Annotated in this window: 32 protein-coding genes and 1 pseudogene; 18 read left to right on the forward strand and 15 right to left on the reverse strand. The window is 71.1% G+C overall.

The genetic code is table 11. The features are described 5' to 3' along the window. Positions 1-100: 100 nt before the first annotated feature. On the reverse strand, positions 101-379 hold the full coding sequence (locus IFR11_RS11950) for a DUF6412 domain-containing protein (protein ID WP_191916298.1): 279 nt from the start codon (positions 377-379) through the stop codon (positions 101-103). Between the two features lie 61 nt (positions 380-440). Here IFR11_RS11950 and IFR11_RS11955 point away from each other — a divergent pair, with 61 nt between their 5' ends. Further along, positions 441-953: a glycine cleavage system protein R gene (locus IFR11_RS11955; protein WP_055835664.1), complete on the forward strand. Its 513-nt coding sequence runs from the start codon at positions 441-443 to the stop codon at positions 951-953. Between the two features lie 57 nt (positions 954-1,010). Here IFR11_RS11955 and IFR11_RS11960 read toward each other — a convergent pair whose 3' ends face one another. Continuing rightward, positions 1,011-1,394 carry a DUF3054 family protein gene (locus tag IFR11_RS11960; protein ID WP_191916299.1) on the reverse strand — a complete coding sequence of 128 codons (384 nt, stop codon included), beginning with the start codon at positions 1,392-1,394 and terminating at the stop codon, positions 1,011-1,013. 180 nt (positions 1,395-1,574) lie between these two features. On the opposite strand from IFR11_RS11960, the gene IFR11_RS11965 reads away from it, so the two are divergent. Further along, positions 1,575-2,039, forward strand: a complete 465-nt coding sequence (locus IFR11_RS11965; protein ID WP_055835668.1) for a VanZ family protein — start codon at positions 1,575-1,577, stop codon at positions 2,037-2,039. Here the strand turns inward: IFR11_RS11965 and IFR11_RS11970 are convergent. Both IFR11_RS11970 and IFR11_RS11975 read right to left on the reverse strand, forming a co-directional pair. Beyond that, positions 2,012-3,109 (reverse strand): sensor histidine kinase, encoded by a 1,098-nt coding sequence (locus tag IFR11_RS11970; protein ID WP_191916300.1) that lies wholly within the window; start codon positions 3,107-3,109, stop codon positions 2,012-2,014. The two genes, IFR11_RS11965 and IFR11_RS11970, sit on opposite strands and share 28 nt — an antisense overlap. Continuing rightward, the gene (locus tag IFR11_RS11975; RefSeq protein WP_191916301.1) at positions 3,102-3,770 is read right to left on the reverse strand and encodes a response regulator transcription factor; all 669 of its coding nucleotides are present in this window, start codon (positions 3,768-3,770) and stop codon (positions 3,102-3,104) included. The genes IFR11_RS11970 and IFR11_RS11975 overlap by 8 nt, the downstream gene beginning before the upstream one ends. Positions 3,771-3,822: 52 nt before the next feature. Here IFR11_RS11975 and IFR11_RS11980 point away from each other — a divergent pair, with 52 nt between their 5' ends. Both IFR11_RS11980 and IFR11_RS11985 read left to right on the forward strand, forming a co-directional pair. Further along, the gene (locus IFR11_RS11980) at positions 3,823-4,326 is read left to right on the forward strand and encodes a metallophosphoesterase family protein (RefSeq protein WP_191916302.1); all 504 of its coding nucleotides are present in this window, start codon (positions 3,823-3,825) and stop codon (positions 4,324-4,326) included. A gap of 68 nt (positions 4,327-4,394) precedes the next feature. Next, positions 4,395-5,003, forward strand: a complete 609-nt coding sequence (locus IFR11_RS11985) for a M15 family metallopeptidase (protein ID WP_191916303.1) — start codon at positions 4,395-4,397, stop codon at positions 5,001-5,003. A gap of 84 nt (positions 5,004-5,087) precedes the next feature. Here IFR11_RS11985 and IFR11_RS11990 read toward each other — a convergent pair whose 3' ends face one another. Both IFR11_RS11990 and IFR11_RS11995 read right to left on the reverse strand, forming a co-directional pair. After that, positions 5,088-6,203: a fatty acid desaturase family protein gene (locus IFR11_RS11990; protein WP_082509371.1), complete on the reverse strand. Its 1,116-nt coding sequence runs from the start codon at positions 6,201-6,203 to the stop codon at positions 5,088-5,090. A 246-nt stretch (positions 6,204-6,449) separates the two neighbouring features. Then, positions 6,450-6,653 carry a cold-shock protein gene (locus IFR11_RS11995; RefSeq protein WP_055835690.1) on the reverse strand — a complete coding sequence of 68 codons (204 nt, stop codon included), beginning with the start codon at positions 6,651-6,653 and terminating at the stop codon, positions 6,450-6,452. Between the two features lie 529 nt (positions 6,654-7,182). Here IFR11_RS11995 and IFR11_RS12000 point away from each other — a divergent pair. Further along, positions 7,183-7,539: a biopolymer transporter Tol gene (locus IFR11_RS12000; RefSeq protein WP_191916304.1), complete on the forward strand. Its 357-nt coding sequence runs from the start codon at positions 7,183-7,185 to the stop codon at positions 7,537-7,539. 51 nt (positions 7,540-7,590) lie between these two features. Next, on the forward strand, positions 7,591-8,082 hold the full coding sequence (locus IFR11_RS12005; protein ID WP_055835696.1) for a pyridoxamine 5'-phosphate oxidase family protein: 492 nt from the start codon (positions 7,591-7,593) through the stop codon (positions 8,080-8,082). Positions 8,083-8,125: 43 nt separating this feature from the next. On the opposite strand, the gene IFR11_RS16645 is transcribed toward IFR11_RS12005, so the two are convergent. Continuing rightward, on the reverse strand, positions 8,126-8,260 hold the full coding sequence (locus IFR11_RS16645) for a hypothetical protein (protein ID WP_268773221.1): 135 nt from the start codon (positions 8,258-8,260) through the stop codon (positions 8,126-8,128). 113 nt (positions 8,261-8,373) lie between these two features. On the opposite strand from IFR11_RS16645, the gene IFR11_RS12010 reads away from it, so the two are divergent. Together IFR11_RS12010 and IFR11_RS12015 are read left to right on the forward strand one after the other, a co-directional pair. Further along, positions 8,374-8,529, forward strand: coding sequence for a DUF2256 domain-containing protein (locus IFR11_RS12010; protein WP_082509373.1), 156 nt, complete (start codon positions 8,374-8,376; stop codon positions 8,527-8,529). Continuing rightward, complete coding sequence (locus IFR11_RS12015; RefSeq protein WP_191916305.1) at positions 8,526-9,983, forward strand: cryptochrome/photolyase family protein; 1,458 nt, start codon at positions 8,526-8,528, stop codon at positions 9,981-9,983. Before IFR11_RS12010 ends, IFR11_RS12015 begins: the two co-directional genes overlap by 4 nt. 152 nt (positions 9,984-10,135) lie before the next feature. On the opposite strand, the gene IFR11_RS12020 is transcribed toward IFR11_RS12015, so the two are convergent. After that, the gene (locus IFR11_RS12020) at positions 10,136-10,351 is read right to left on the reverse strand and encodes a DUF2945 domain-containing protein (protein ID WP_191916306.1); all 216 of its coding nucleotides are present in this window, start codon (positions 10,349-10,351) and stop codon (positions 10,136-10,138) included. A gap of 182 nt (positions 10,352-10,533) precedes the next feature. On the opposite strand from IFR11_RS12020, the gene IFR11_RS12025 reads away from it, so the two are divergent. Then, the gene (locus tag IFR11_RS12025; protein ID WP_191916307.1) at positions 10,534-12,081 is read left to right on the forward strand and encodes a catalase; all 1,548 of its coding nucleotides are present in this window, start codon (positions 10,534-10,536) and stop codon (positions 12,079-12,081) included. A gap of 45 nt (positions 12,082-12,126) precedes the next feature. Here IFR11_RS12025 and IFR11_RS12030 read toward each other — a convergent pair whose 3' ends face one another. From IFR11_RS12030 to IFR11_RS12040, 3 genes are read right to left on the reverse strand one after another with little or no spacing between them, the layout of a single operon-like run. Beyond that, on the reverse strand, positions 12,127-12,714 hold the full coding sequence (locus IFR11_RS12030; protein ID WP_082509377.1) for a hypothetical protein: 588 nt from the start codon (positions 12,712-12,714) through the stop codon (positions 12,127-12,129). Between the two features lie 40 nt (positions 12,715-12,754). Further along, positions 12,755-13,585 carry an endonuclease/exonuclease/phosphatase family protein gene (locus IFR11_RS12035; protein WP_191916308.1) on the reverse strand — a complete coding sequence of 277 codons (831 nt, stop codon included), beginning with the start codon at positions 13,583-13,585 and terminating at the stop codon, positions 12,755-12,757. Continuing rightward, the gene (locus IFR11_RS12040) at positions 13,585-14,400 is read right to left on the reverse strand and encodes a glycosyltransferase family 2 protein (RefSeq protein WP_342030295.1); all 816 of its coding nucleotides are present in this window, start codon (positions 14,398-14,400) and stop codon (positions 13,585-13,587) included. The genes IFR11_RS12035 and IFR11_RS12040 overlap by 1 nt, the downstream gene beginning before the upstream one ends. Positions 14,401-14,504: 104 nt before the next feature. Between IFR11_RS12040 and IFR11_RS12045 the strand changes: the two genes are divergently transcribed. From IFR11_RS12045 to IFR11_RS12055, 3 genes are read left to right on the forward strand one after another with little or no spacing between them, the layout of a single operon-like run. Continuing rightward, positions 14,505-15,275 (forward strand): sulfurtransferase, encoded by a 771-nt coding sequence (locus tag IFR11_RS12045; protein ID WP_191916310.1) that lies wholly within the window; start codon positions 14,505-14,507, stop codon positions 15,273-15,275. 1 nt (position 15,276) lies between these two features. Next, on the forward strand, positions 15,277-16,230 hold the full coding sequence (locus tag IFR11_RS12050; RefSeq protein WP_191916311.1) for a dipeptidase: 954 nt from the start codon (positions 15,277-15,279) through the stop codon (positions 16,228-16,230). Next, positions 16,227-16,742 (forward strand): GNAT family N-acetyltransferase, encoded by a 516-nt coding sequence (locus IFR11_RS12055; RefSeq protein WP_191916312.1) that lies wholly within the window; start codon positions 16,227-16,229, stop codon positions 16,740-16,742. Before IFR11_RS12050 ends, IFR11_RS12055 begins: the two co-directional genes overlap by 4 nt. Before the next feature lie 32 nt (positions 16,743-16,774). On the opposite strand, the gene IFR11_RS12060 is transcribed toward IFR11_RS12055, so the two are convergent. Next, entirely contained in the window at positions 16,775-18,010 is a 1,236-nt protein-coding gene (locus IFR11_RS12060) for an FAD-dependent oxidoreductase (protein WP_191916313.1), read from the reverse strand. Between the two features lie 63 nt (positions 18,011-18,073). On the opposite strand from IFR11_RS12060, the gene IFR11_RS12065 reads away from it, so the two are divergent. Then, entirely contained in the window at positions 18,074-18,472 is a 399-nt protein-coding gene (locus IFR11_RS12065) for an arsenate reductase ArsC (protein ID WP_055835721.1), read from the forward strand. 14 nt (positions 18,473-18,486) lie between these two features. On the opposite strand, the pseudogene msrA reads toward IFR11_RS12065, so the two are convergent. Both msrA and msrB read right to left on the reverse strand, forming a co-directional pair. After that, positions 18,487-19,009 (reverse strand): annotated as a pseudogene (gene msrA / locus IFR11_RS12070) (peptide-methionine (S)-S-oxide reductase MsrA); the annotation flags it as partial. Positions 19,010-19,047: 38 nt separating this feature from the next. Next, positions 19,048-19,506: a peptide-methionine (R)-S-oxide reductase MsrB gene (msrB, locus tag IFR11_RS12075; RefSeq protein WP_055835728.1), complete on the reverse strand. Its 459-nt coding sequence runs from the start codon at positions 19,504-19,506 to the stop codon at positions 19,048-19,050. A 186-nt stretch (positions 19,507-19,692) separates the two neighbouring features. Here msrB and IFR11_RS12080 point away from each other — a divergent pair, with 186 nt between their 5' ends. Further along, positions 19,693-20,520 carry an SDR family NAD(P)-dependent oxidoreductase gene (locus tag IFR11_RS12080; protein ID WP_055835731.1) on the forward strand — a complete coding sequence of 276 codons (828 nt, stop codon included), beginning with the start codon at positions 19,693-19,695 and terminating at the stop codon, positions 20,518-20,520. Positions 20,521-20,569: 49 nt separating this feature from the next. On the opposite strand, the gene IFR11_RS12085 is transcribed toward IFR11_RS12080, so the two are convergent. Further along, positions 20,570-20,881 (reverse strand): hypothetical protein, encoded by a 312-nt coding sequence (locus IFR11_RS12085; protein ID WP_055835734.1) that lies wholly within the window; start codon positions 20,879-20,881, stop codon positions 20,570-20,572. A 169-nt stretch (positions 20,882-21,050) separates the two neighbouring features. Between IFR11_RS12085 and IFR11_RS12090 the strand changes: the two genes are divergently transcribed. The 4 genes from IFR11_RS12090 (at position 21,051) to pgi (ending at position 25,197) form a co-directional block, all read left to right on the forward strand. Beyond that, positions 21,051-22,028, forward strand: a complete 978-nt coding sequence (locus IFR11_RS12090) for a dioxygenase family protein (RefSeq protein WP_191916314.1) — start codon at positions 21,051-21,053, stop codon at positions 22,026-22,028. Positions 22,029-22,109: 81 nt separating this feature from the next. Further along, positions 22,110-22,634: a hypothetical protein gene (locus IFR11_RS12095; RefSeq protein ID WP_191916315.1), complete on the forward strand. Its 525-nt coding sequence runs from the start codon at positions 22,110-22,112 to the stop codon at positions 22,632-22,634. An 88-nt stretch (positions 22,635-22,722) separates the two neighbouring features. Further along, positions 22,723-23,454, forward strand: coding sequence for an NUDIX hydrolase (locus IFR11_RS12100; protein WP_191916316.1), 732 nt, complete (start codon positions 22,723-22,725; stop codon positions 23,452-23,454). Positions 23,455-23,481: 27 nt separating this feature from the next. Next, positions 23,482-25,197: a glucose-6-phosphate isomerase gene (gene pgi, locus IFR11_RS12105; protein ID WP_191916317.1), complete on the forward strand. Its 1,716-nt coding sequence runs from the start codon at positions 23,482-23,484 to the stop codon at positions 25,195-25,197. The last annotated feature ends 76 nt before the right edge of the window (positions 25,198-25,273 follow it).

A 25,273-nucleotide genomic window follows, 5' to 3' on the forward strand; every position in this document is an offset into this window, starting at 1 on the left:
TCCGGGGACGGGCGTGCGGCGCGCGTGAGCGCGGGCGACCGGCATCGCGGATCCCGGGATGCCGAGGACACCGTCGCGAAAGACGGCTCGGGGCGCGGGACTACGCGGTGCGGACCGTGTGCCCCGGCGCGCGGGGACGAGGATGCCCGGCCGCGTCGGGGTCGCTCTGCGCGACGGGCGCCGACGGATCGATCGGCCGCGACGACGGCGGTGAGACAGACGCCAGCAGCGCGGGAAGCACCACCAGCACCACGACGGCGGTGACCACGACCGCCGCGGCGAGCACGATCGCCAGCAGCGGTGCGCCGTCGCCGGGGGTGAGGGCGAGCTCGGCGGAGGCGAACAGCACCGTGAGCATGCTGATCAGCGATGCGAACACGTGGCCACCCCCTCTGCGGTCGGGCTCCACGCTAGCAGGGCCCGCTCGCTACGCTGGGGCGATGACCACCCTCGTGCTCACCGTCGTCGGCGACGATCGCGCCGGACTCGTCTCGGCGGTCGCCGACATCGTCGACGCCCACGGCGGCAACTGGGAGAACAGCGAACTGGCCGAACTGGCCGGGGCGTTCGCCGGGATCGTCGAGGTGTCGGTGGCGCCCGACCGCGCCGATGGCCTGCGCGCCGCCCTCGAGGGCCTGGCCGGAACCCTCACCGTCACCGTGCATGCCCGCACGCCCGCGCCGGCGGCATCCGTTCCCCGCACCGTCACTCTCGACGTGGTCGGCAACGACCGGCCGGGGATCGTGCGCGAGATCTCGACCGCGCTGAGTGCGCGGGGCGCCAGCATCGAACGCATGTCGACGCAGACGACGGATGCCGCGATGGCCGGCGGTCGCCTGTTCGAGGCCGTGATCACCGCCACGCTCGGCCCCGACGTCGTCGTCGACGACCTGGTGGCCGACCTCGAGCATCTCGCGGCGGAGATCCAGGTCGACGTCTCGCTGCTGGAGTAGTTCGGACGCGGAGCCGGCGGGGACTCCTCCCCGCGGTGGGGAGCGTCGGGCCGTCGCTCAGCGTCGGCGTGACGGCACGACCAGCCGCGCGATGCCGCGCCACCCGACGAGCAGGAGCGCCAGGGTGATCGCGGCGACGATGACGAACGCCACGGCGACGCCCTGACCGCTCACCACGCGCAGCACCATGCCGAGCGCGACCGTGATGGCCCACAGCGGCAGGCCCGCGCGCACGACCGCCAGCGGGTGACGCCAGGCGCGCGTGACGAGCCAGCCGATGGCCAATGCGGCGAGGAACGGCCAGGCGGTGATCGCGAGCTGCGAGCCGAACGGTCCGAACACGTCGCCGTCGTGCGTGGAGCGACCGATGCCGGCGAAGACGACCACGAGCACGGCGTCGAGGACGAACGGCAGGACGGGGGAGCGGCGAGGAGTCGGCACCCCACCATTGTCCTCGCCCCGCAGGGCGAACGCGCGCACGCACCCGCGCGCACTCACCGAGCGCACGGGCTCGTGCGGAGAGAACGCGCGCGCGGGATATCGCGGATGTATCGCCGGGCGCAGACGTTCCGGCAACGCCGCGGGCGATGGACTGAGGTTCCCGTTCTGCTGGAGGTTTCCGTGTCCGATCGCTCCGCGCCCTCTCCGACCACCGCGCGCATCCTGCTCGCCACCGCCGTGCTCACCGTCGTGGCGGGGCTGACGCTCGCTCCGCGGGCCGTCGCCTGGCCCGCGCGCACGCTCGTCCTCGATGCGCTCGACCACCTCCCGCCGCGGTGGAACGACCTGCTGCTCGGCGGCAACGCCGACACCGCGCTCAACATCGCGTTCTTCGTGCCGCTCGGCGCCGCGCTCGCGCTCCTGCTGCCGCTGCGGTGGTCTCCGGCATCCGTCCTCGTGGCGGCCGCGGTGTCGCTCACGGTGGAGGTCGCGCAGACGGTGCTGCCCGGTCGCGTGTCGGATCCGGGCGACGTGGTGGCGAACGCCGCCGGCGCCCTGGTCGGCACGGTCGTCGTGGTCTTCGCGCGGGTGATGTTCCGCGGGGATCGCGGGTCGGCTCAGCGGGGCAGCCGCAGACGGGCGTGAAGCCCGCCGTCCGCCCTCGGCCACAGCTCGAGCCGGCCCCGGTGCGCCCGGGCGACCGAGGCGACGATGGCGAGCCCGAGACCCGTTCCGTCGGACCGGCCACGGGTGCGGCCCGCTCCCCGCACGAAGGGCTCGGCGAGCGTGGCGACGAGTTCGCGTGCGAGCGGGGCTCCGGAGTTCGCGACGTCGACGATGACGTCGGTCTCGTCGCCGCCCACCGCGATCCGCACCCAACCGCCGGCGACGTTGTGCACGACGGCGTTGCGGACGAGATTCCCCACCGCCTGGCGGACCAGGGTCGCATCGACGCGCGCCACGACGCCCGTCGCGGCAGGGACGGCCAGATCGATGCCGGCGGCGGCGGCCCCGTCGCGTTCGTCGTCGACCGCCGCGGTGACCAGGGCTTCGACATCGGTCGTGAGCCGCGGCCGTTCACCGGCTCGCCCGGCGCCCGCGAGGTCGACCCGCGCGAGATCGAGGAGCGCCTCGGTGAGGTCGATGGCCCGTTCGTTGGTGACCTCGAGGCGGTGCAGGAGTGTCGACAGGTCGACGCCCGCGGGATCGGCGCGCGCCACTTCGAGCAGCGTGCGCATCGTGGCGTGGGGGGTGCGCAGCTCGTGCGACGCGTTGGCCGCGAAGCGCTTCTCTTCGTCGAGGGTCTCGCCCACGCGGGTGAGCATCGCATCGAAGGTGTCGGCGAGATCGGTGAGCTCGTCGCGGCGCCCGGGCAGCGCCGCGCGGTGTTGCAGGTCGCCGTCGCGCACGGCACGGGCAGCGTCGGTGATGCGCGTCAGCGGGCGCAGCATGAGTCCGGCCACGAACCATCCGCCGCCGAGGCCGAGGGCCGCGAGGCCGATCACCGTATACCAGGCGTATCGCACGAACGCCTCGACCAGATCGCGCCGGCCGGGGGTGAAGGCCCCGCTCTCGGACGAGAGGTTGCCCTCGGGCAGGAACCGCAGCACGAGGAAGCCCAGCACGAACACCGCCACGCCCACCACCACGACGAAGGCCGCGTAGCTGAGAGTGAGCTTGAGCCGGACCGAGAGTCCCGCCGGGCGCTCACTCATCGGCGGACCCGACGCGGTATCCCACCCCGGCGACCGTCTGGATCAGCCACGGCTCGCCGAGCCGTTTGCGCAGCGTCGAGATCGTGATGCGGACGGCGTTGGTGAAGGGATCGGCGTTCTCGTCCCACGCGCGTTCGAGCAGCGTCTCGGCGCTCACGACCCCGCCGGCCGCGGCCAGCAGCACCTCGAGCACCGCGAACTGCTTGCGGGTGAGAGACACGTAGCGTCCGTCGCGGTAGACCTCGCGCCGGAAGGGGTCCAGGCGGATGCCGTCGCGCTCGAGCACCGGGGGAGTCCCGGCCGCGGGGCGCCGGGCGAGGGCGCGCAGGCGCAGCACGAGCTCCTTGAGCACGAAGGGCTTGGTGAGGTAGTCGTCGGCGCCGCTCTCGAACCCGCGGGCCTTGTCGTCGAGTCGGTCGGCGGCGGTGAGCATGAGCACGCGCGGGGCCGCCGGCCGAGCCGAGAGCTCGCGCGCGATCTCGTCGTCGTTGGGGCCGGGGATGTCGCGGTCCAGCACGACGACGTCGTAGGCGGTGTACCCGAGCAGTTCCAGAGCGGTGTCGCCGTCGCCGGCGATGTCGGCCGCGATCGCCTCGAGCCGCAGACCGTCGCGGATCGCTTCGGCGAGGTAGGGCTCGTCCTCGACGATCAGCACACGCATACCGCGATCGTAGGCCGACCGGTGTATTGCGGGCGTATGTAGCGTGGGGGGCATGGCGACGCGACTCCTCCTGCTGGCCGACACCCACGTGCCGAAGCGGGCGCGCGTGCTTCCGGATGCCGTGCGGCGGGCGGCATCCGGAGTCGACCTCATCGTGCACGCGGGCGACTGGGTCGAGGCGGCGGTCCTCGACGAGCTGAGCGCCCTCGGACCGGTCCTCGGCGTGTGGGGCAACAACGACGGCGACGACCTGCGGGCGCGTCTGCCCGAGGTCGCCCGCGCCGACGTCGACGGCGTGCGCGTCGCCGTGGTGCACGAGACGGGCGCTGCGGCGGGGCGCGAGCGGCGAATGGACGCGGCGTTCCCCGACACCGATCTGCTGGTGTTCGGGCACAGCCACATCCCCTGGAATACCGTGACTCCGCGAGGCCTGCGACTGCTCAACCCCGGGTCGCCCACCGACCGGCGGCGTCAGCCGGCGTGCACGGTGATGACGCTGACCCTCGCCGACGCCGGGGTGCACGACGTCGAACTGCACGAGGTGTCGCGCGACTGAACGCGGTATCGGCGTCGTATGCGGCGTCGCATACGATCCTGCAACGCGGCGGGCGCTCGACTGGGTCCATGGCACCCCCGACCTCTGCTCCCTCTTCTTCTCGACACCGACGCCGTCTGGCGCTGCTCACCATCGGCGGCGGCCTCGTCGTCGTCCTCACGGCGGCGATCACCCTGGCCGCCTCGACGACGGCCATCTCGTTCACCTCGGGCGTGCTCGCGGCGACGGGATCCGCCCCCACGATCGACGACGGCGTCGTCGACGCGGCACTCCCGCTGAGCGTCGACGAAGACGAGCATCCCGCGATGGTGCGCCTCGACGAAGGTCTGCGTGAGGCCCTGCGCGCGGCGCAGGTCGCCGCCCTCGACGACGGCGTCACCTTCGACATCACGAGCGGGTGGCGCAGCGCCGATTATCAACGGTGGCTGCTGGCCGACGCGATCGCCACCTCCGGCAGTGAAGAGACGGCGCGGGAGCTCGTGGCCACACCCGAGCGGTCGAGTCATGTGACGGGCCGGGCGGTGGACATCGGCTCGCTCGACGCGCAGCTGTGGCTCATCGAGCACGGTCGCGCGTGGGGGCTCTGCCAGACGTACGCGAACGAGCGGTGGCATTTCGAGCGCGCGACCCGCGACGGGGAGGACTGCCCCGAGCCGCGCACCGACGCCCGCGGGTGACAGCCCTCTGGTTAGAGCCCGCGGGTGATACAGCGACGGCGCCGTCCCCCGGAGGGGGCGGCGCCGTCGTGGTGCTGCGTGCTGCTACTTGACCGCGAGGTGACGCGACGAGCCGGTCAGCGGGCAGTCGAACGGGTCGCGGGCCGCGAGTCCGACCTCGTTGAGGTAGCGGATGACGATTCCGTAGGACTGCAGCAGGGTCGTCTCGACGTACGGCACACCGAGGGTCTGGCAGTGCTCGCGGACGATGGCGCGGGCGCGGCTGAGCTGCGGGCGGGCCATGTTCGGGAACAGGTGGTGCTCGATCTGGTAGTTCAGACCGCCCATGAGCCAGGTGGCCCACCAGCCGCCGGAGATGTTGCGCGAGGTGCGCACCTGCTTGCTGAAGAAGTCCAGCTTTGCTCCGGGTTCGATGACGGCCATGCCCTTGTGGTTGGGGGCGAAGGACGCTCCCATGTACACGCCGAAGACGGCGAGCTGCACACCCAGGAAGGCGAACGCCATGCCGAGGGGCAGGAACACGAAGATGGGCGTCAGCACCAGCGCGTGGCGCACGGCCAGCAGAGCCAACTCGCGCCAGCGGCCCTTGACCTCTTGACGAGAGAACAGGTGGCGGAAGGCGAGGGCGTGCAGGTTCAGGCCCTCGAGCGTGAGCAGGGGGAAGAACAGCCATCCCTGTCGCCGGGTGATCCAGCGCTGGATGCCGCGGGCCTTGGCGGCGTCTTCGTCGAGGAACGAGATCGTGTCGATCTCGATGTCGGGGTCTTTGCCGACGCGGTTGGGGTTGGCGTGGTGCCGCGTGTGCTTGGACGCCCACCACGACTGGCTCATGCCGACGATGCCGTTGCCGATCCACAGTGCCAACCGGTCGTTCGCGGGACCGGATGCCAGGATCTGGCGGTGGTTCGCCTCGTGGGCGAGGAACGCGACCTGGGTGAACAGGATGCCGAGTGCCGCGGCGATCAGAAGCTGGAACCAGCTGTCACCCAGAAGAATGGAACCGGTGATGGTGGCGGCGAACCCGAGGGTGATCGCGATGCCCACCACGAGGTAGAACCGGGGGGTGCGGGCCAGGAGGCCGCTCTCGCGGACGACCGACGACAACTCTGTGTAGGCCTTCGCGATCGGGGGGAATTCGGTGGTGCCGGAGTACGTCTGACGAACGGGGCCGAGGCGGGACTCGACGATGGTGGAGGCGATGGACTGCTCCTCTAATCGGGTTGACCGTGGTCGGGAGCCGAGGTGGATACCCCGGTCTGAGGATCACACTACGGGGGACCGTATGGGGCGTTCGGAATACATCCACATGTGCAGGAGGCTCACGGGAAATGCGAAGAGACGCAGACGACGCCGGCGCGGACGCGAAGGTCGCCGACGCCCCCCGGGAACGACGAAAGCCGGGTCCGTCGCGAGGCGACGGGTCCCGGCTTCCGAGGTAAGCGGAGCTTAGAGGGGCTGGATGTTCGCAGCCTGCATGCCCTTGGGGCCCTGCTCGGCGTCGAATTCGACCTTCTGCGCTTCCTGCAGCTCCTTGAAGCCGTTGCCCTGGATCGCGCTGAAGTGCGCGAACAGGTCGGCGGAGCCGTCATCGGGAGCGATGAAGCCGTAGCCCTTTTCGGAGTTGAACCATTTCACGGTGCCAGTGGCCATCGTGTTCTTCCTTTATTCATGTTGGGCCGCAGTCGCGGCCGTGGGCGCCGCTCCGGCGCGTGCGGAGCGGACGGGTTACGCCGAGTCACCGTACTGGTGGCTCGTACGCGATGCCCGTTGACGGCGGCCTGAGCCGCGTCGACGGACGTGTGGACACCGAGATTCTCGCCGAGCGGACCCTGGGCTTCGAAGCCCGAGGTGCCCGCGCCGACGAAACCGGCGTAGTCGGATCCGGCCATCGCGACGAAGACGTCGAGATCGGCCTGGCGCCACGATAGTGGCGAAAGGTGAAGCAAGGACACAGAAACTTTCCGCGAGTGCGAGGCGAGGACCGAAGCCGTCGAGCGAGGCACGCGATGGTAGGGGGAGGGAATGCTGTCACTCACGGCTCGGCGCTGTGCGCCCGGCATCTCTGCGATGAGGCGGTCGTCCATGAAGCAAGTCCCAGAATTAATGGCTCTACGTTATCACGGATACCGGTTCTGTGCCCGAGAGGATGCTGACGGCGTCGAACGTGTGCACTGGAGTCATGGCATCCGGCGACCCTTCCCCCTCCGACGACGAGCGGTGGCTCGTCATTGACGGCCGTCGCTGGCGGCGTACCGACCCCGCCCTGCCCGACGACCTCGCCGCACGTCTGCGTTCGCATCTGGGTCGGGCGCGCTCCGCCGTGCGCACCGGGAAGCGCGCGGGCGACGACGACGCGGTCGCTGCGGCGCGCCGCCGGGTGGGCCTGGCGAAAACGGGGCTCGGCGAGCGCGGCCCGCGCTGGTGGGACGAGGAGGTCGACGCGCGCATCGGTCGCGCGACCGACGCCGTCGCCGAACTCGACGGGCTCGCACCGCCCGCCTCGGGAGCAGATGCCGGCGGCGAGGTCAATCCGTAGCGTGCCGCGCGCCGTCGGGGTCTGCTGAGAGTTCCGAAGAAAGGAACCGTCATGTCCTCCACCCCGTCCGAGCTCGAGAAGCTCAACGATCTGCTCAAGAAGTTCCGGTTCGCGATGGTCACCACGCGGGCCGAGGGCGGCGACCTGCACGCCCACCCACTCACGGTGCAGGAGACCGAGTCCGACGGTGACCTGTGGTTCATCGTGGGGACGCACGCGTCGGCCGTCGAGCACGTGCGGCGCGACCCGAAGGTGGGCCTGTCTTTCAGCTCCGACGGTCTCTGGCTCTCGCTCGCCGGTGAGGGCGAGGTGGTGGACGACCTGGCCAAGCTCAAGGAGCTGTGGTCGACCAGCGTCGAGGCGTGGTTCCCGGAGGGGCCCGAGTCGCCCGGGGTGACGCTGCTGAAGGTGTCGGCGTTGACCGGCGAGTACTGGGGGAGTGCGGGCGGTCGCATCGCCACGGCGGTGGCCCTGGTGACGTCGAAGGTCACCGGCGAACGTCCTCGGGGCGGCGAGAACGAGACGTTCGACCTGACCGACTGAGAGCACGCCCCCCGCGGCGGCTCGCCGCGCGGGGGGTGTCGGCTCAGCCGCCGGAGGGGTTGTCGACGGGCGCGTCGTCGCCGTCGGTGGTGTCGGGGATCTCGGGGGCGTCCGCCGTCTCGAGTTCGTCGGGCTGATCGGCGGTGTCGTCGTGGCCGTGGCCGGGTGTCGAGTTCATGCCGCCACCCGACCACGTCCCGTGCTCATCGCGCGCGGGGATTGCGCGGACCGTACCCGTGTGCGAGGCGCAAGCCCCCGGGGCGCACGGTCGGGTCTTGCGACGATGACGGCATGTCACGACCCGAGGTGCGTTCCAAGCCCTGCGCGTTCTGCGGCCGGCCCTTCACCGACCGCAAGCGGTGGAGCGGACGCGATCAGTGGGATCAGGTGCTCTACTGCTCGCGCGGATGCCGAGCGAAGGCCGCCGCAGCTCGGAGGAGCGCGTGAGTGCGTCGGCGAAGGTCACCGCGGCGCTCATCCTGGCGACGCAGCAGTTCGAGGAGCACCCCGCCTACGCCGACGCCGACGTCGACGAGTTCTTCTTCATCGAATCCGCGCCGAGGTTCCGGAAGCTCCCTTACCACCGGCACAAGATCGTGCTGCTCGTTTCGGCGATGCGACACACCGCCGCACGGCTCGAGTCCGAGGGGCGCACCGTGCGTCGGATCACCCTGCGCGACGATCTCGGGTTCGCGGCCGGCCTGACGCGGTTGCTCGACGATCACGGCGTCGGGACGCTGCGGTGGATGAGCGACCCGAACCGCCCGGTCGACGATCGCATCGCGCGTCTGTGCGAGAAGCGGGGAGTCGACACCGACATCCTCTCGGACGGGCTGTTCCTCACCCCCGAAGACGAGGTCGACCGGTGGTTCGCCGAGCACCCGACGCCGCTCATGGAGGACTTCTACCACTGGCAGCGCCGGCGCACCGGCATCCTGATGGACGGGGGGAAGCCCGCGGGGCGTCGCTGGAACTTCGACGCCGACAACCGCAAGCCGCTGCCCAAGAAGGGGGTCGAGATCCCGGCACTGCCGCAGCTCGAGCATGATGACATCACGAGGGAGGTCATCGCCGAGGTCGACGAGCTCTTCCCCGACCAGCCCGGCGCGGCGGGGAAGTTCTGGCTGCCGGTCACGCCGGAGCAGTCGAGGCAGTGGCTCGACGTGTTCGTCGCCGAGCGCCTCAACGACTTCGGACGCTACGAAGACGCCATGAAGGCCGACGAGCCCTTCCTCTTCCACGCGATCATCTCGCCGATGCTGAACATCGGCCTGCTGACCGTCGAGGAGGTGGTCGCCGCGGCGACGCGGACCGATGCCCCGCTGGCATCCGTCGAGGGGTTCATCCGCCAGGTGATCGGATGGCGCGAGTACATGCGCGGCATGTACCGGGCGCACCCGAAGCTGGAGCACGTCAACGCGCTGCACCTCGAGCAGCGCATCGAGAAGTACTGGTACACCGCGCAACGGATGCCCAGCACCCTGCCGATCCCCGTGCGCACGGTGCTCGAACGCGTGCACCGGTGGGGCTACGCGCACCACATCGAGCGGCTGATGGTGCTCGGCAACTGGTTCCTGCTGCAGGGCTACGCCCCGCGACAGGTGAACGACTGGTTCCTGGCCCTGTTCGTCGACGCGTACGACTGGGTCATGGTGCCCAACGTCATGGGGATGAGCCAGTTCGCCGACGGCGGTTTCGTCGCGACCAAGCCGTACGTGTCGGGCGGGGCGTACCTGCAGAGGATGGGCTCGTGGTGGCCGTCGGCGGCGGATGCCAAGGACTCCGTGTTCACCGAGGCGTACTGGGCGTTCCTCGAGCGCCACGAGGACGTGCTGGCGGGCAACCACCGGTTGAGCCTCGCACTGGCCCAGATGCGCAAGCGGCGCGACGCGAAGGGGTAGGGCGGTCCCTCGGGCGCCGCGCTCTCGTCGGCGGTCGGCGAAGCCGTCCGCGCCGCGTGCCGAACTCCTGAGTTTTCGCGCGTCCGCGCCGCGTCGGGGCGATATACGCACCCGACCGCCGAGAACTCAGGAGTTCGGCACCGCGTGCCCGGTCAGCCCTTGAGCTTGTTCAGTGCCGAACCCTTGTGCGCGGCCTTCGCGCCCGACTTCTCGGACTTCACGAGGTAGGCCGGTTCGTCATCTGATGCCGTGAACTTCTGGCCGTCGTGCTCGAAATCCTTCGTCTTCTTCTCGACGACCTCACCCTGCGTGCGCCCCTGCGGAGTGTTCCAGCTGACCCGGTCGCCCTTCGACAGATCCTTCGACATGGTTGCGTCCTTCCGTTGGTGTGCGCTCATGCTCTCGGCGGCGCGAGGGCGCGCTCGGGGGATTGACACCGGGTGCGCCCCTACGTGGTCGGGCACGCAACCGCAATGCCCGAGTGATGTCGGAGCCCCTGCGTAGCGTCGAGGTGGGCCTTCGTTTCGCGGCCCACGACGTCAGGAGAGCCATGACCGAGCCGACCACCCCGCAGAGCCCGACCACCGCCAACAACGGCGCCCCGGTCGCCAGCGACGAACACTCGCAGAGCGTCGGAGCCGACGGCTCCCTCGCCCTCACCGACCACTACCTCATCGAGAAGCTCGCGCAGTTCAACCGCGAGCGGGTGCCGGAGCGCGTCGTGCACGCCAAGGGCGGCGGAGCGTTCGGCACGTTCCGCACCACCGGCGACGTGTCGGCCTACACGCGCGCCGCTCTGTTCCAGCCCGGCGTCGAGACCGAGATGCTCGCCCGTTTCTCGTCGGTCGCCGGCGAGCAGGGCAGCCCCGACACCTGGCGCGATCCGCGCGGCTTCTCGCTGAAGTTCTACACGACCGAGGGCAACTACGACCTCGTCGGCAACAACACCCCGGTCTTCTTCGTGAAGGACGGCATCAAGTTCCCCGACTTCATCCGCTCGCAGAAGCGCCTGCCGGGCAGCCACCTGCGCGACAACACGATGCAGTGGGACTTCTGGACGCTGTCTCCCGAGAGCGCGCACCAGGTGACCTGGCTGATGGGCGACCGCGGCATCCCGGCCTCGTGGCGTCACATGAACGGCTACGGCTCGCACACGTACCAGTGGATCAACGCCGAGGGGGAGCGGTTCTGGGTCAAGTACCACTTCCACACCGACCTGGGCCACAAGACGCTCACGCAAGACGAGGCCGACCAGATCGCCGGTCAAGACGCCGACTTCCACATTCGCGACCTCTACGCCGCGATCGAGCGGGCCGAGTTCCCGACGTGGACGCTCAAGGTGCAGATCATGCCGTACGACGACGCCAAGACGTACCGGTTCAACCCCTTCGACCTGACCAAGGTGTGGCCGCACAGCGACTACCCCGAGATCGAGGTCGGCACGATGGAGCTGAACCGCAACCCGGGCAACTACTTCGCCGAGATCGAGCAGGCGGCCTTCGAGCCGTCGAACTTCGTGCCCGGCATCGACGGCAGCCCCGACAAGATGCTGCAGGCCCGCATCTTCAGCTACGCCGACGCGCACCGCTACCGCGTGGGAACGAACTACCAGCAGCTGCCGGTCAACCGGCCGCACACCGAGGTGCACTCGTACTCGAAGGAAGGCGCGATGCGCTACGAGTACAACCCGCCCGAGGTGCCCGTGTACGCGCCCAACTCGGTCGGGGGCCCCGCGGCCGACCCGCGCCGCGCGGGCGACGGCGGCTGGCAGAGCGACGGCGACCTCGTCCGCTCGGCGGCCACCCTGCACGCCGAAGACGACGACTGGGGTCAGGCGGGCACGTTGGTGCGCGAGGTCATGTCGGCCGAGCAGCGCGACCGCCTCGTCGAGACGATCACCGGGCACGTCGGCGGAGTGACCCGCGCCGAGGTGCGCGAGCGCGCCGTGCAGTACTGGAAGAACGTGGATGCCGAGGTCGGCTCCCGCGTCGAGGCCGCGCTGCCCCCGCTCGAGGGGTCGACCGCGCCCGGCGAGCAGTTGAGCGAGCCGAACCCCGACGGTGACCTCGTCGGAACGGACGTGGCGGGGAAGATCTGAGGTCGGCGACCGGCGGCGCCCCGCGGGGCGTCGCCGGTTCACGGCTCAGAGCGGCGCGCGCTCCTCGCGCGTCAGCCGGAAGCGGGATGCCAGCACGCCGGCGATGAGTGCTCCCGCCCCGCCCGCGATCATGTCGCCGATGGTGTCGTCGTAGGTGACGAAGATCGCGTCGGTGATGAAGCGGTAGCCGAACCACTCGATCATCTCCCACACGGCGCTGAGCGCGAGGCCCGCGAGGGTGGCCACGACGATCGGCGTGCGGCGACGCCCGGTCGGCGCGACGACTCCGGCATCGTCGAGCAGCACGAGGGCGACGGCGGCGAGCAGACCGGTGCAGGCGAGGTGAACGACGAGATCCCACCCCGTCCATGCCCGATACAGCTCGAGCACGTTGCTGCCGGCGGCGACGAACACGGTGACGCAGGTGACGAGGTCGAGGCCCGAACGCAGGCCGATCATGCGCGAGAGCATCACCGCGGGCAGCGACATCGACAGCACGGCGAAGTCCGTGAACGGCAGGGTGAACAGCGAGACGATCACGAGCACGATGGCGAGCGCACGAACGGCATCGGTCACCCAATCCGTGACGCTTCGCGGCGGGCGCTTCAGGTTGGCGTACATGGCCCGGATCACGGGTGCCCCTCCCTCGTGTCGACAGCTCGTCCGTGCGCCATCATGCCGCCCCGGTGGGAATGCGCACGACGGCCTGCACGGCCAGATGGTCGCTCGGCCATTGGGTGCCCGTCGGCCGGGGGTCGATGCCCACGGCGCGCACCCCGACGTCGGGGGTCGCGAGCACGGCGTCGATGCGCCGAGCGCCGAGCTTCGGGCGCGCGTAGTTGTTGAAGGTGCCCCACTCGGCGGTCCGTCGGGTGGGGGCGTACGACCACGTGTCGACGAGCAGACCCGCCGCGAACATGTCGGCGAGTTCGTCGGAGCGGATGGGCGCGTTGACATCGGCGGTGAACAGCAGCGGTCGCGTGCGATCGGCGACCAGGTCGTGCAGCCACGTGGCCGAACGCTTGCGGGCTCGTCGTGAGAACGCGTCGAAGTGGGTGTTGACGAAGGTGAAGCGCGCGTCGGTCGCGCGGTCGCGCAGCTGCGCGATGACCGCGACGCGGGGGATGGTGTTGCCCCACCCCGTCGAACCCGGCACGGTCGGGGTGTCGGAGAGCATGACCTGCTCCCAGTCCTCCAGCTCGATGCGGTCGCGATCGTAGAACAGCGGCGTGCCCTCGCCGCCGCGGTCCTTGCCGCGACCGAGGCCCACCCGCCCGTAGCGCGTACCCAGCGAGTCCTGCACCCAGCGCGCCTGGTCGGGCATCGCCTCCTGCGAGCCGAGCAGGTGCGGGCGGTTCGCGCCGAGGAAGGTGCGCAGGCGTTGCTTGCGCAGGGGCCACCGGTCGGCGGGCGGCCACGTGAGGCGTTCGAAGCGGCGTCGCACGTTGAAGCTCATGACGTGCAGGTCGGGTGCGTCGACGTTCGGGAACAGGATGCCGGCCATCAGCGACCCGCCCCGCTGCGCGTGCTGCGCGACTGACCCGGAGCGCCGACCTCGCGGGCGCGGCCGGCGTGGGTCGCGCGTCGGTGCGCGAGCCGCGCCCACCGTGCGGGCGGGATGTCGCCCGGCCAGTGTGCGAACACCGTCCCCGCCCCGCGGCGGAAGCAGCGGACGAAGCGGCGCGGCTCGACCGTACGCGACGACACCCGCATGTGCCGGCCGGGGACGAAGCGGATACGGTGACGTCGGCCGAGGTGGTACGCGAGATCGAGGTCGTCGTGAAGCTCGGGGTCCACGTGCACCTCACCGCGGACCGCATTCCAGGCGCGTCGCCGGAACGCCATGTTCGACCCCCAGAGCGGCGTGTGGCCCAGCGCGGGGAACGCGAAGGCGGCGTACGTGCCCAAGAAGGCGCGCGACATGGCCACTCGCCCGGCGACGGGACCGTCGTGGAAGACGGCGCCGCCGGTCACGGCATCGACCGCGGGGTCGCTCAGCGCGTCGATCATGCTCGCCACCCACGTGGGCTCGGGGATGCTGTCGGCATCGAGACGCAGGATCAGGTCGCCGTGGGCGGCGTCGTATCCGGTCGCGGCGGCGGCGGGAATGCCGCGCTCGCCGCAGAACACGACGCGAGCACCCGCGGCGCGGGCGATGTCGGCGCTGTCGTCGGTCGAGGCGTTGTCGACGACCACGATCTCGTCGGCGACGGTGGTCTGCGCCGCCAGGGCTCGCAGACACCGCCGCAGGTGCGGTCCGTCGTCGAGAACGGGGATGACGACCGACACGGTGGTGAGCGGCACAGTATCGGGCGTCACAGCGGATCTTTCGGGCACGGCGGGCTCCAGACGGGGTCGTCCTGCCACGCTAAGCGATGCGTCGAGGGGCGCTCGCCGGGTTGACGCTTTCGTACGCTGGAGACATGGCATCCGTCCTCAACGTCTCGGCGTACCTCTTCACGCGCATCGACGATCCCGCTGTCGTGCGCGAGACGCTCCGCGATCGGGCCGGGGCGGCGGGACTGCGGGGAACGATCCTGCTGGCCGAGGAGGGCATCAACCTCTTCCTGGCCGGAGCGCCGGACGCCGTGCGTGCCTTCGTCGATCACCTGCGCGCCGACGAGCGGTTCGCCGCCCTCGAGACGAAGGACAGCTGGTCGGACACCGTGCCGTTCGGGCGGCTCCTGGTGAAGGTCAAGCGCGAGATCATCCGCATGGACCGCCCCGACGTGCGCCCGCAGGACGGCCGGGCCCCCGCCGTGTCGCCCGAGACCCTGCGCCGGTGGCTGGATCGGGGCAGCGACGACGACGGCCGCGAGGTCGTGCTCGTCGACACCCGCAACGCGTTCGAGGTGGACTACGGCACCTTCGCGGGTGCGAAGGACTGGCGCATCGAGCGCTTCACCCAGTTCCCGGATGCCGCGGACTCCCACCGCGACGAACTCGCCGGCAAGACGGTGGTGAGCTTCTGCACCGGAGGGATCCGCTGCGAGAAGGCGGCGCTGTACCTGCGCGACGAGGGGCTGGACGCCTATCAGCTCGACGGGGGCATCCTCGGGTGGTTCGCCGCCCAGGGCGGTGCGCACTGGAATGGCGAGTGCTTCGTCTTCGACGAGCGCGAGGCCGTCGACCCGGCGCTCGCCCCGGCGGGCACGGCCCTCGCTCCCGCGGGCGTCTCTGCTGCGGGCGTCTGAGATGCTCTGGGACCAGCACGCCTGCGTCGAGCTCGTGGAGACGGCCGACCTCGGCGAACTGCGCCGTTATCGCGGCGGCGGCGGGGGATACGTCTCGCTCAACGTCGGATTCGCCCCTCACTCGCCCGCGCTCACGGCATCGCTGCTGCGTTCCTTCCGGGCGCAGGTCACCGCGATCGACGGCCTCGAGCTGGCCGCTACCGTCGCCGACATCGACCGCATCGCCGCGCGAGGCGACACCGCCGTCGCCTTCGACCTCGAGGACTGCGCGCCGCTCGGCGGCGACCTCGACGCGGTGCAGAGCCTCGTCGCGCAAGGTGTGCGGACCCTGGCGCCGACCTACAACCACGCCAACCGCGCCGGCGGCGGCTGCTTGGACGCGGTCGACGACGGCCTCACCGGGTGGGGGCGCGACCTCGTCGCCGAGATGAACGCGCGCGGCATGGTGCCCGACGGCTCGCACGTCGGCGCGCGGACGACGTTCGACCTGTGCGCGGTCTCGACCCGACCGGTCGTCTTCAGCCACTCCAACATGCGCGCGGTGTGGGAGCACCCGCGCAACATCACCGACGACCAGGCGCGAGCCGTCGCCGACACCGGGGGAGTGGTGGGCATCACGGGGGTGGGGATCTTCCTCGGCCCCAACACCCCGACCCTCGAGGCGATGGTGCGCCACCTCGATCACGCCGTCGAGGTCGTCGGCATCCGGCACGTCGGGGTGAGCACCGACTTCTCGTTCGACTGGCAGACCTTCCGCGCCACGATCGCCGGGACCCCCGAGCTGTACGACGAGAGCTACACCCGGTGGGGGCCGCTGCAGTGGATGCCGCCCGAGACGTTCGTCGACCTGCGGGGAGCGCTGCAGGCGAGAGGATGGAGCGACACCGACGTCGCTGCGGTGCTCGGCGGCAACTTCCGCCGGGTCGCAGCCGAGAGCTGGGAGCCCCGCCCATGACCGACCTTCGAGACGGCGCCGTGCTGCGCGCCGCGCGTGCCGGCGACGAGAACGGCATCCTGGCGTGCATCCAGGCGCTGGCGGACTACGAGAAGGAGCCGGATGCCGTCGTCAACACGGCCGGAATGATCGCCGAGACCCTGTTCGGCGACGATCCCCGTGCGTTCGCGTTCGTCGTGGAGGGGCCCGACGGCATCCGCGCCATCGCGATCTGGTTCCTCACCTACTCCACGTGGACCGGCCGCCACGGCATCTGGCTCGAAGACCTGTACGTGCACGAGCAGTACCGCTCGCACGGCTACGGCGTCGCCCTGCTGTCGGCGCTCGCCGCGGAGTGCCTCGAGAAGCAGTACACGCGTCTGGAGTGGACCGTGCTCGATTGGAACGAGCCCGCCATCGGCTTCTACCGCGCGCTCGGGGCCGAGGCGATGGAGGAGTGGACGACGCGTCGCGTGACCGGCGAGGCCCTGACGGCGCTGGCGGCGCGCGGCGAGGTCGCCGGAGCGGTCTGAGACGGCATCTCGCCGACCGCCCGGGTGCCCGTTCAGCCGGCGAGGTCTGCGAGCACGGCTTCGGCGGCCCGCTGCCCCGACACCAGCGCGCCCTGGATCGACGCGGTGTCGCGGTGGTCGCCCGCGATGTACCGTCCGTCGTCGAGCCTGACGGGGCGACGTAGCCGCAGCGGCGGGTCCTGCGCGGGGAGCGCGCCGACGACATCATCGCGGCGGAGCAGGCGCCAGGGGCGGGTGTCGGCATCCCAGATCTCGGCGAGCTGGCGACGGATGCCGTCCTCCGACGCCTCCGACGGCATCACGCACGTCGCCTGCACGAGGTGCTGCCCGCGCGGCGCGTACGTGGGGGCGGTGTTCGTCATGATCGCGGTGTTGACGATCGGTCCGCGACGGCGCCCGTCGACGCGCAGAGCGGCGTCGGTGCTGGGCGACCGATCGGTGGCGAACCACCACGTCTGCAGGCCCCGCGGGCGGGGGAGCGGGACGTCGAGGTCGGGCGCGAGCCCGGTCGCGACGACGACGGCGCGCGCCGTCACGGCCTCGTGGCCCTCGACGCCCACGTGCCAGCCGTGCGCGCGGCGGCGGGTGGAGACGACCCGGTGCGACAGCCGGATGCCGGCCCCGGCGCGCCGCGCGGTGTCGGCGAGCTGCGCGGGAAGCGCACCGATGCCCGCGGCAGGGACGCCCGGGCGGCCGAGGGCGAAGCTGCGGATGAGAAGGCGCACGAAGGCGTCGGAGGTCTCCTGCCGATCGTCGGCGAGGACACCGGCGAGGAACGGCTCGAGCACGCTCTCGCGCAGCGCGCCGCGGAGCCCGGTGCGATCCCACGCCTCGGCGAGCGTGCGGTCGGGGCCGGTCTTCGCCGCGCGGGCGGAGGCGAGGGTGGGGGCCGCCCAGCGCGCCAGGGCGACGAGGTCGGCGGGTCGCACGAGTCCGCTCGACAGCGTCGCGGGGATCGACAGCGGGTGGCGCAGCGGATGAGCGAGCCGTGCGAGGCGGTCGTCGAGCCGCACGCCCACGGCGACGGGGAAGCGCCGGAGGGCGAGGGCGTCGACGTCGACCCACCGTCGCACGGCCGGGTACGCCGGGTCCAGCACGTGGAACCCGAGGTCGAGGCGGAACCCGTCGACGACGTCGGTGCGTTCTCGTCCGCCGACGGTGTCGCCGGCCTCCAGCACGACGACGTCGCGACCGGACTCGGCCAGGTGGGTCGCGCAGCGGAGCCCGGCCAGGCCCGCGCCCACCACGATGACGTCGTATGCGCTCATCCGGCGAGCCTATGCAGCGCGTTACCGGCGCGAGCGGGGGTTGCCGTGCGCGATGATGAGGGCATGGAATCCGTCACCGTCCTCTTCGTCTGCGTCCACAACGCCGGACGCTCCCAGATGGCCGCCGGTTACGCGCGCGCGCTCGGCGGCGACCGCGTCACCGTCCTGTCCGGAGGCAGCGCCCCGGGCGCGACGCTCAACCCGATGGCGGTCGCGGCGATGGCCGAGGAGGGCATCGACATCAGCGCCGAGGTGCCGCAGCTGCTGCTGACCGATGACGTGCGCGCGTCCGACGCGGTGATCACCATGGGCTGCGGCGACGCGTGCCCGATCTTCCCCGGCAAGCGCTACGAGGACTGGGAGCTCACCGACCCGGCGGGAAAGGGCCTCGACGAGGTGCGGCCGATCCGCGACGACATCAAGACCCGGGTGCAGCGCCTGCTCGACGAACTGCTCGCCTGATACGACGAGGGCCNCCCAACCGGGGCGCACGAAGTGGCACGTGTAGCCGTGGGGGATGCGCACGAGGTAGTCCTGGTGCTCGGGCTCGGCCTCCCAGAACGCGGCCTCGGGCTCGATCGTCGTGACGGCCTTCGCGGGCCAGATGCCCGAGGCGTCGACGTCGGCGATCGTGTCGCGCGCGACCTTCTCCTGCTCGGGGGAGAGCGGGAAGATCGCCGAGCGGTAGCTCGTACCCACGTCGTTGCCCTGACGGTTCAGCGTCGACGGGTCGTGGATCTGGAAGAAGAACGCCAGGATGTCGCGGTAGCTCGTCTGCGTGGGATCGAAGACGATCTCGACGGCCTCGGCGTGCCCGGGGTGGTTCCGGTAAGTGGCGTGCTCGTTCTGACCGCCGGTGTACCCGACGCGCGTGTCGAGCACGCCGGGCTGGCGACGGATGAGGTCCTCGACACCCCAGAAGCAGCCGCCCGCGAGGACGGCGGTCTCGGTGCCGGGGCGGCGGGTGATCTCGCCGGTGTCGGAAGGTCCGCTGGTCATGGTGGTGCTCCTTTTGCGGTTGCGGAACGGGAAGAGGTTCACGAGGCGGGGCTCTCGCGGAACAGGGGGAGGTACGCGCCGTACCCCTGGGCGTCGAGCTCGCTGACCGGCACGAAACGCATCGCCGCCGAGTTCATGCAGTATCTCAGCCCGCCAGCATCGCGGGGGCCGTCGTCGAACAGGTGCCCGAGGTGGCTGTCCGCTCCGGCGGAGCGCACCTCGGTGCGCGTCATCCACAGGGTGCGGTCCTTCTTCTCGACGACGGCGGCGTCGTCGAGGGGGCGGGTGAAGCTCGGCCAGCCCGAACCGCTCTCGAATTTGTCCCTCGACGAGAACAGGGGCTGCCCCGACACGACGTCGACGTAGATCCCGTCCTCGTGGTTGTCCCAGTACTCGTTGCGGAACGGCGGCTCGGTGGCGTCGTCCTGCGTGACGGCGAACTGGCGGTCGGTAAGACGGCTCAACGCCTCCGACGTCTTCCGGTACTCCGTGCTCACGGGTGTGTCCTCTCGTTCAGACGCCCGGAATCGGGCGATACGGGGAAGAACGTCATCGCCGCCGGTTTTGGTCCCGCGGGGCTGGGAGCGGGCTGTGAGTTGTCGGGGAGGGCGGATGCCGAGGGCAAGCCCCGCGGTTGTCACCGGTGCCCGCACTAGCGTGACGACATCGACCAGGAGGTTCGCATGACCCGCACCATCGTCATCACCGGCGCCAGCGACGGCATCGGCGCCGCGTCCGCGAAACAACTCGCCCAGCTCGGCGAGGAAGTGGTGGTGGTCGGGCGCAACCCCGAGAAGACCGCCCGGGTGGCGCGCACGCTCGGGGTGGAGTCGTTCGTCGCCGACTTCAGCGAGCTGTCGCAGGTGCGCGAGCTCGCGGCCTCCCTTCTGGAGCGCTACCCCCGCATCGACGTGCTCGCCAACAACGCCGGGGGCGTGTTCGGCGAGCGCACCCTGACGGCCGACGGCTACGAGACCACGTTCCAGGTGAACCATCTCGCGCCCTTCCTGCTCACGAACCTGCTGCGCGAGCGGCTCATCGAGTCGCAGGCGTCGGTGATCCAGACTTCGAGCGCTGCGGCCAGGCTCTTCCCCCGCTTCGACATCGACGATCTGCAGGGAGAGCACCGCTACTCCTCGACCGCGGCGTACGGCAACGCGAAGCTGGCGAACGTTCTGTTCACCAAGGAGCTGAACCGCCGCTTCGGCGATGCGGGTCTCTCGGCCGTGGCCTTCCACCCGGGCGTGATCGCCTCGAACTTCGGATCGACCAGCGACGGACCGTGGAAGTTCCTCTACGGCGGACCGCTCGCCCAACGCCTCATGACGTCGACGTCGGTCGGCGGCGCGCGCCTGACCTGGCTCGCCCTCGGCAAGCCCGGCGTCGACTGGGTGCCCGGCGGCTTCTACTCGAACAACAAGGCGGCCAAGACCAACCGGCTGGCCGATGACCCCGTGGTGGCGCGACAGCTCTGGGAGCGCAGCGCCGTGCTGGCGGACCTGCCGCTCTGAGCCGAGCGGTCGCGGGTCGCCGCCGCGCGGACGGCTCCCGCGGGTGCGGTCAGCGCACTCCCGCGCGCGGCGGCCCGACGTTCCATCCGAGGCGCTCGAGGCCGTCGTGCAACCGGCGAGCCTGCGCCCAGGCGATCTCACCCGACACGTCGGAGTAGACGTCGATCGCGAACGGCGGCGGATCGGCGAACTTCGGGATCTCGACCTCGGCCCAGGCGTGCGGGGCCAACCAGACCCGGGGGCGCGCCGTTCCGGCGTCGTCGACCCCTCCGTCGGCAGCGAGCGCGATGACGTCCAACGCGTCGATCTTGGTGATGGGCATGTCGACGACCAGCGTCACCGCGTGCAGCGTCTCGGACATCGCCCACCTCCTGTCGGTTCATCTTCACACGCGGATTCCGCGCGCGGGTCGTGGGCGACGATCGCGGGGCGGCGGATCGCATAGCTCGCGCACAGGATCGGTCAAGTCCCGGACAGGGTGCGTCGCGCACAGTCGACCCATCGACATCACCCGACACCCGGAGGCGGCCATGACCAGGATTCCCGACACCCAGATGACCCCCGACGGCCCCGCGTACGAGGGCCGTCTGCTCGACCGTGCCGACGAGCCGGTCGTCGACCAGGGGGCACCGTTCGACATCCGAACGCTCGTGTCGCGCCGCGGCATCCTGGGTCTCGTCACCCTCAGTGCCGGTGCGGTCGCGCTCGCCGCCTGCACCCCGGCCGCGACCGGGACGGCGACGCCCACGGCGACCCCCACCGCCACGCCCACCGCCACTCCGACCGCCTCGGCGACACCCACCGCCTCGGCCGCGAGCGCGGCCGCCGCCCTGCCCGCCGGTGAGATCCCCGATGAGACCGCGGGGCCCTACCCGGGTGACGGGTCGAACGGCCCCGACGTCCTCGAGCGGTCCGGCATCGTGCGCAGCGACTTGCGCACGAGCCTCGACGGAGGCGCCACGGCCACGGGCGTGCCCATGACCCTGAACCTCACGATCTTCGACACCGCCGGCGGCGACGTGCCCTTCGCCGGTGCCGCCGTGTACGTGTGGCACTGCGACACCGAGGGGCGTTACTCGATGTACTCCTCGGGCATCGAGGACCAGACGTACCTCCGGGGCGTGCAGGTCGTCGGATCCGACGGCGTCGTGTCGTTCACCTCGATCTTCCCCGGCTGTTACGACGGCCGCTGGCCCCACATCCACTTCGAGGTGTACCCGAATGTGGATGCCATCACCGACGCCTCCCAGGCGATCGCGACCTCGCAGGTGGCCCTGCCGCAGGCCGCGTGCGACGTCGTCTATGCGGACGCGGCGTATCCGTCGTCGGCATCCAATCTCTCCCGCGTCTCGCTCGACAGCGACAACGTGTTCGGCGACGACGGGGGAGCGCTCGAGCTCGCCACCGCCTCGGGCGACAACACCGCAGGCTGGACGGTCGCTCTGGGCGTCCGCGTCGACACCACCACCACCCCGACCGCGGGCGCCGCTCCCGGCGGACGCGGCTGACCGACGAGGACCCCACCCCACCCTCACCGTCCTGAACGCCACCGCCTCACGGTGAGATCTCGCCGCGAGTAGCCTCGGTGAGTGACAGGACTTCAGAACGGTGCGACGCCGGGGCGGCGTGTTCTCGTCAGCGGTCTCTCCCACGAGGAGCTTCTCGCGCGACTCGGCGACGCGGGCGTCCTCCTCAACGTGCACGCCGAAACGCTCCTGGCCGCGGCGGCGGTCGAGGGTCCTTCCGAAGCCGAGACGCTCGTGATCGTGGAGCGTTCGGTGCGCGAGCTCGGTCTTCCCGAAGGGGGGACACTCCCTGAGATCTACGAGCGCGCGGGGGCCCACGGGCTCCGACTCTGCCCCCCGGCCACCGCGGCGTACCTCCGACTGGCTCTGCACGACCAGGCGTCCGCCCCCGACAGGGTGCTGAGCGTCGGTCGCGCGCCGTCGGGATCCCTCACCATCGCCGCTCCGCGCCTTCGAGACGACCCCGACTTCCCGGCAGGCCTCTATCTGAGGGTGATCGACGACCGAGCGTGGCTGCGGGGGTACCGGTGCGACGATCAGCACGAGTGGTCGGCTGATGACATGTTCGTTTTTCGGGCGGCGGGCTGATCGCGCCGAGACTGACCGACCCGTGCGACGGCGACGGCTGGGCCTGCAACGGCTGAGCGAGCGGCGGGCGCGGTGATCTAATCGATCCATGCCCTCGCCCCGTGCGCAACTGCAAGACCTCGTCCGTCGGCCGCGGACCGGACCGGCACCCGCCGACGCCTTCACCGCCCTGCAGGCGCTGCCGGTCGAGGGCGAGGCGCGCGCGGCGGCGGTGCTCATCCTGTTCGGCGTGCTCGACGGCATCCCGAGTCGGCGACGGGCGACCCACGTCCCGAGCGACCTCGACGTCCTGCTTCTGGCTCGGGCGAGCACGCTGCGCGCCCACCCCGGCCAGGTGGCCTTCCCCGGTGGGCGGGTCGACCCGGACGATGCGGATGCCGTGGCGGCGGCGCTGCGGGAGGCACGAGAGGAGACGGGGCTCGATCCGGCCGGGGTCGAGGTGCTGGGCGCGCTCGACGCCGTCCCCCTGGCGTTCTCCCGGCACGAGGTCACCCCGGTGATCGGCTGGTGGGCGCGCCCGACGCCCGTGCGCGCCGTGGACCGGGCCGAGTCGGCCGAGGTGTTCCGCGCGCCCGTCGCAGATCTGCTCGACCCGGCGCGTCGCGGGTCGACGGTGATCCGCCGCGACGGACGGGAGTGGAGGGGGCCTGCGTTCTCGCTCGAGACGGCCGGGGGTCCGCAGACGGTCTGGGGGTTCACCGCGATGGTGCTCGACGGGCTGTTTGACCGCCTGGGCTGGACGGAGCCGTGGGATGCCGAACGCGAGATCGCGCCCCCCGACCCGGGCTCGACCCCTTCTCCCCACACCGCTGATCATTAGCGTGTTCCCCCGGCTTCGTCATCCGCGATGTGCGCTGCCGTCCGGATCGCTAGCGTGGAGTTCGTGACTGCGCCTATCGACCCCACCACCACCGCCGCCTGGTCCCGACTGACCGCCCTGCGCGACGCCTTCGATCCCGACCTGCGCGGCTGGTTCGCCGCGGATGCCGACCGCACGAGCACCCTGACGCGCAGCGTCGGCGACCTCCACGTCGACCTGTCCAAGAACCTCGTGACCGCCGAGGTGCTCGACGCCCTCGTCGCTCTCGCGGGCGAGACGGGCGTGCGCGAGCGCTTCGCCGACATGCTGCGGGGCGCACACCTCAACACCAGCGAAGACCGCGCGGTGCTGCACACGGCCCTGCGTCGCCCGGCGGGCGCCGCGCCTGCCCTCGTGGTCGACGGCCAGCAGATCGATCACGACGTGCACGAGGTGCTCGACCGCCTGAGCGTCTTCGCCGATCGCGTGCGGGCGGGCGAGTGGCGCGGGGTGACCGGCAAGAAGGTCACCACCGTCGTCAACATCGGCATCGGCGGCAGCGACCTCGGTCCGGTCATGGTCTACGAGGCCCTTCTTCCGTACGCCGACGCCGGCATCCACGCGCGCTTCGTCTCCAACATCGACCCCACCGACATCGCGCAGAAGACCGCTGATCTCGACCCCGAGACCACGCTGTTCATCGTCGCGTCCAAGACCTTCACCACGCTCGAGACCCTGACCAACGCCCGCCTCGCTCGCGACTGGCTGTGGCAGAAGCTCGCCGCAGCGGGGGCGATCGACGACACCGACGCCGCGCGCACCGACGCCGTCGCCCACCACTTCGTCGCCGTGTCGACGGCGCTCGACAAGGTCGCCGCCTTCGGCATCGACCCGACCAACGCGTTCGGTTTCTGGGACTGGGTGGGCGGCCGCTACTCCGTCGACTCGGCGATCGGTCTGTCCCTGGCGATCACCCTCGGCCCCGACGCGTTCCGCGAGCTGCTCGCCGGCTTCCACGTCGTCGACGAGCACGTCGCCTCCACGCCCGTCGAGCAGAACGTGCCCGTGCTGATGGGCCTTCTGAACGTCTGGTACACGAACTTCCTCGGCGCGCAGTCGCACGCCGTCCTGCCGTACGCCCAGCAGCTGCACCGCTTCGCGGCGTACCTGCAGCAGCTCACGATGGAGTCCAACGGCAAGTCGGTCCGGTGGGACGGCACTCCCGTCACCACCGACACCGGTGAGGTCTTCTGGGGCGAGCCCGGCACCAACGGTCAGCACGCGTTCTACCAGCTGATCCACCAGGGCACGCGGCTCATCCCGGCCGACTTCATCGCCTTCGCGAACCCGGCCCACCCGCTCGCCGACGACGGACGCGACGTGCACGGGCTGTTCCTGGCGAACTTCCTCGCCCAGACCAAGGCCCTGGCCTTCGGCAAGACCGCCGAAGAGGTGGAGGCCGAAGGAACGACCGGCGCCCTCGTCGCCGCACGCACCTTCCCGGGCAACCGCCCGACCACGTCGATCTTCGCGCCGTCGCTGACGCCGTCGGTGCTGGGCCAGCTCATCGCCCTCTACGAGCACATCACCTTCACGCAGGGCACCATCTGGGGCATCAACTCCTTCGATCAGTGGGGTGTCGAGCTGGGCAAGCAGTTGGCCCTCCAGATCGCTCCGGCGATCGAGGGCGACGACGAGGCCCTCGCCGCCCAGGACGCCTCCACCGCCGCCCTGCTCGAGTACTACCGCGCGCACCGAGCCTGACGGTCGATTCCGCCGACCGCGGCCGAACGGGCCGATCCGCCGAGAATTCTCGCTCGCGGATCGGCCCGTTTCGCGT

Source organism: Microbacterium sp. CFBP 8801 (genome assembly GCF_014839455.1).
GTDB lineage: Bacteria > Actinomycetota > Actinomycetes > Actinomycetales > Microbacteriaceae > Microbacterium.

Bases quoted from the DNA above. Each gene is read 5' to 3' on its own strand.
- IFR11_RS12000 (WP_191916304.1), top strand. From the start codon at position 7,183: ATGGCATCCGGCGACCCTTCCCCCTCCGACGACGAGCGGTGGCTCGTC.
- IFR11_RS12090 (WP_191916314.1), top strand. From the start codon at position 21,051: ATGACCAGGATTCCCGACACCCAGATGACCCCCGACGGCCCCGCGTAC.
- IFR11_RS12035 (WP_191916308.1), bottom strand. From the start codon at position 13,585: ATGGCCGGCATCCTGTTCCCGAACGTCGACGCACCCGACCTGCACGTC.
- IFR11_RS11995 (WP_055835690.1), bottom strand. From the start codon at position 6,653: ATGGCCACTGGCACCGTGAAATGGTTCAACTCCGAAAAGGGCTACGGC.
- IFR11_RS12045 (WP_191916310.1), top strand. From the start codon at position 14,505: ATGGCATCCGTCCTCAACGTCTCGGCGTACCTCTTCACGCGCATCGAC.
- pgi (WP_191916317.1), top strand. From the start codon at position 23,482: ATGTGCGCTGCCGTCCGGATCGCTAGCGTGGAGTTCGTGACTGCGCCT.
- IFR11_RS12080 (WP_055835731.1), top strand. From the start codon at position 19,693: ATGACCCGCACCATCGTCATCACCGGCGCCAGCGACGGCATCGGCGCC.
- IFR11_RS12050 (WP_191916311.1), top strand. From the start codon at position 15,277: ATGCTCTGGGACCAGCACGCCTGCGTCGAGCTCGTGGAGACGGCCGAC.
- IFR11_RS12025 (WP_191916307.1), top strand. From the start codon at position 10,534: ATGACCGAGCCGACCACCCCGCAGAGCCCGACCACCGCCAACAACGGC.
- IFR11_RS11955 (WP_055835664.1), top strand. From the start codon at position 441: ATGACCACCCTCGTGCTCACCGTCGTCGGCGACGATCGCGCCGGACTC.
- IFR11_RS12065 (WP_055835721.1), top strand. From the start codon at position 18,074: ATGGAATCCGTCACCGTCCTCTTCGTCTGCGTCCACAACGCCGGACGC.
- IFR11_RS11980 (WP_191916302.1), top strand. From the start codon at position 3,823: ATGGCGACGCGACTCCTCCTGCTGGCCGACACCCACGTGCCGAAGCGG.
- IFR11_RS12060 (WP_191916313.1), bottom strand. From the start codon at position 18,010: ATGAGCGCATACGACGTCATCGTGGTGGGCGCGGGCCTGGCCGGGCTC.
- IFR11_RS12005 (WP_055835696.1), top strand. From the start codon at position 7,591: ATGTCCTCCACCCCGTCCGAGCTCGAGAAGCTCAACGATCTGCTCAAG.
- IFR11_RS12100 (WP_191916316.1), top strand. From the start codon at position 22,723: ATGCCCTCGCCCCGTGCGCAACTGCAAGACCTCGTCCGTCGGCCGCGG.
- IFR11_RS12020 (WP_191916306.1), bottom strand. From the start codon at position 10,351: ATGTCGAAGGATCTGTCGAAGGGCGACCGGGTCAGCTGGAACACTCCG.
- IFR11_RS12010 (WP_082509373.1), top strand. From the start codon at position 8,374: ATGTCACGACCCGAGGTGCGTTCCAAGCCCTGCGCGTTCTGCGGCCGG.
- IFR11_RS16645 (WP_268773221.1), bottom strand. From the start codon at position 8,260: ATGAACTCGACACCCGGCCACGGCCACGACGACACCGCCGATCAGCCC.
- IFR11_RS11975 (WP_191916301.1), bottom strand. From the start codon at position 3,770: ATGCGTGTGCTGATCGTCGAGGACGAGCCCTACCTCGCCGAAGCGATC.
- IFR11_RS11970 (WP_191916300.1), bottom strand. From the start codon at position 3,109: ATGAGTGAGCGCCCGGCGGGACTCTCGGTCCGGCTCAAGCTCACTCTC.
- IFR11_RS12055 (WP_191916312.1), top strand. From the start codon at position 16,227: ATGACCGACCTTCGAGACGGCGCCGTGCTGCGCGCCGCGCGTGCCGGC.
- IFR11_RS12085 (WP_055835734.1), bottom strand. From the start codon at position 20,881: ATGTCCGAGACGCTGCACGCGGTGACGCTGGTCGTCGACATGCCCATC.
- IFR11_RS11985 (WP_191916303.1), top strand. From the start codon at position 4,395: ATGGCACCCCCGACCTCTGCTCCCTCTTCTTCTCGACACCGACGCCGT.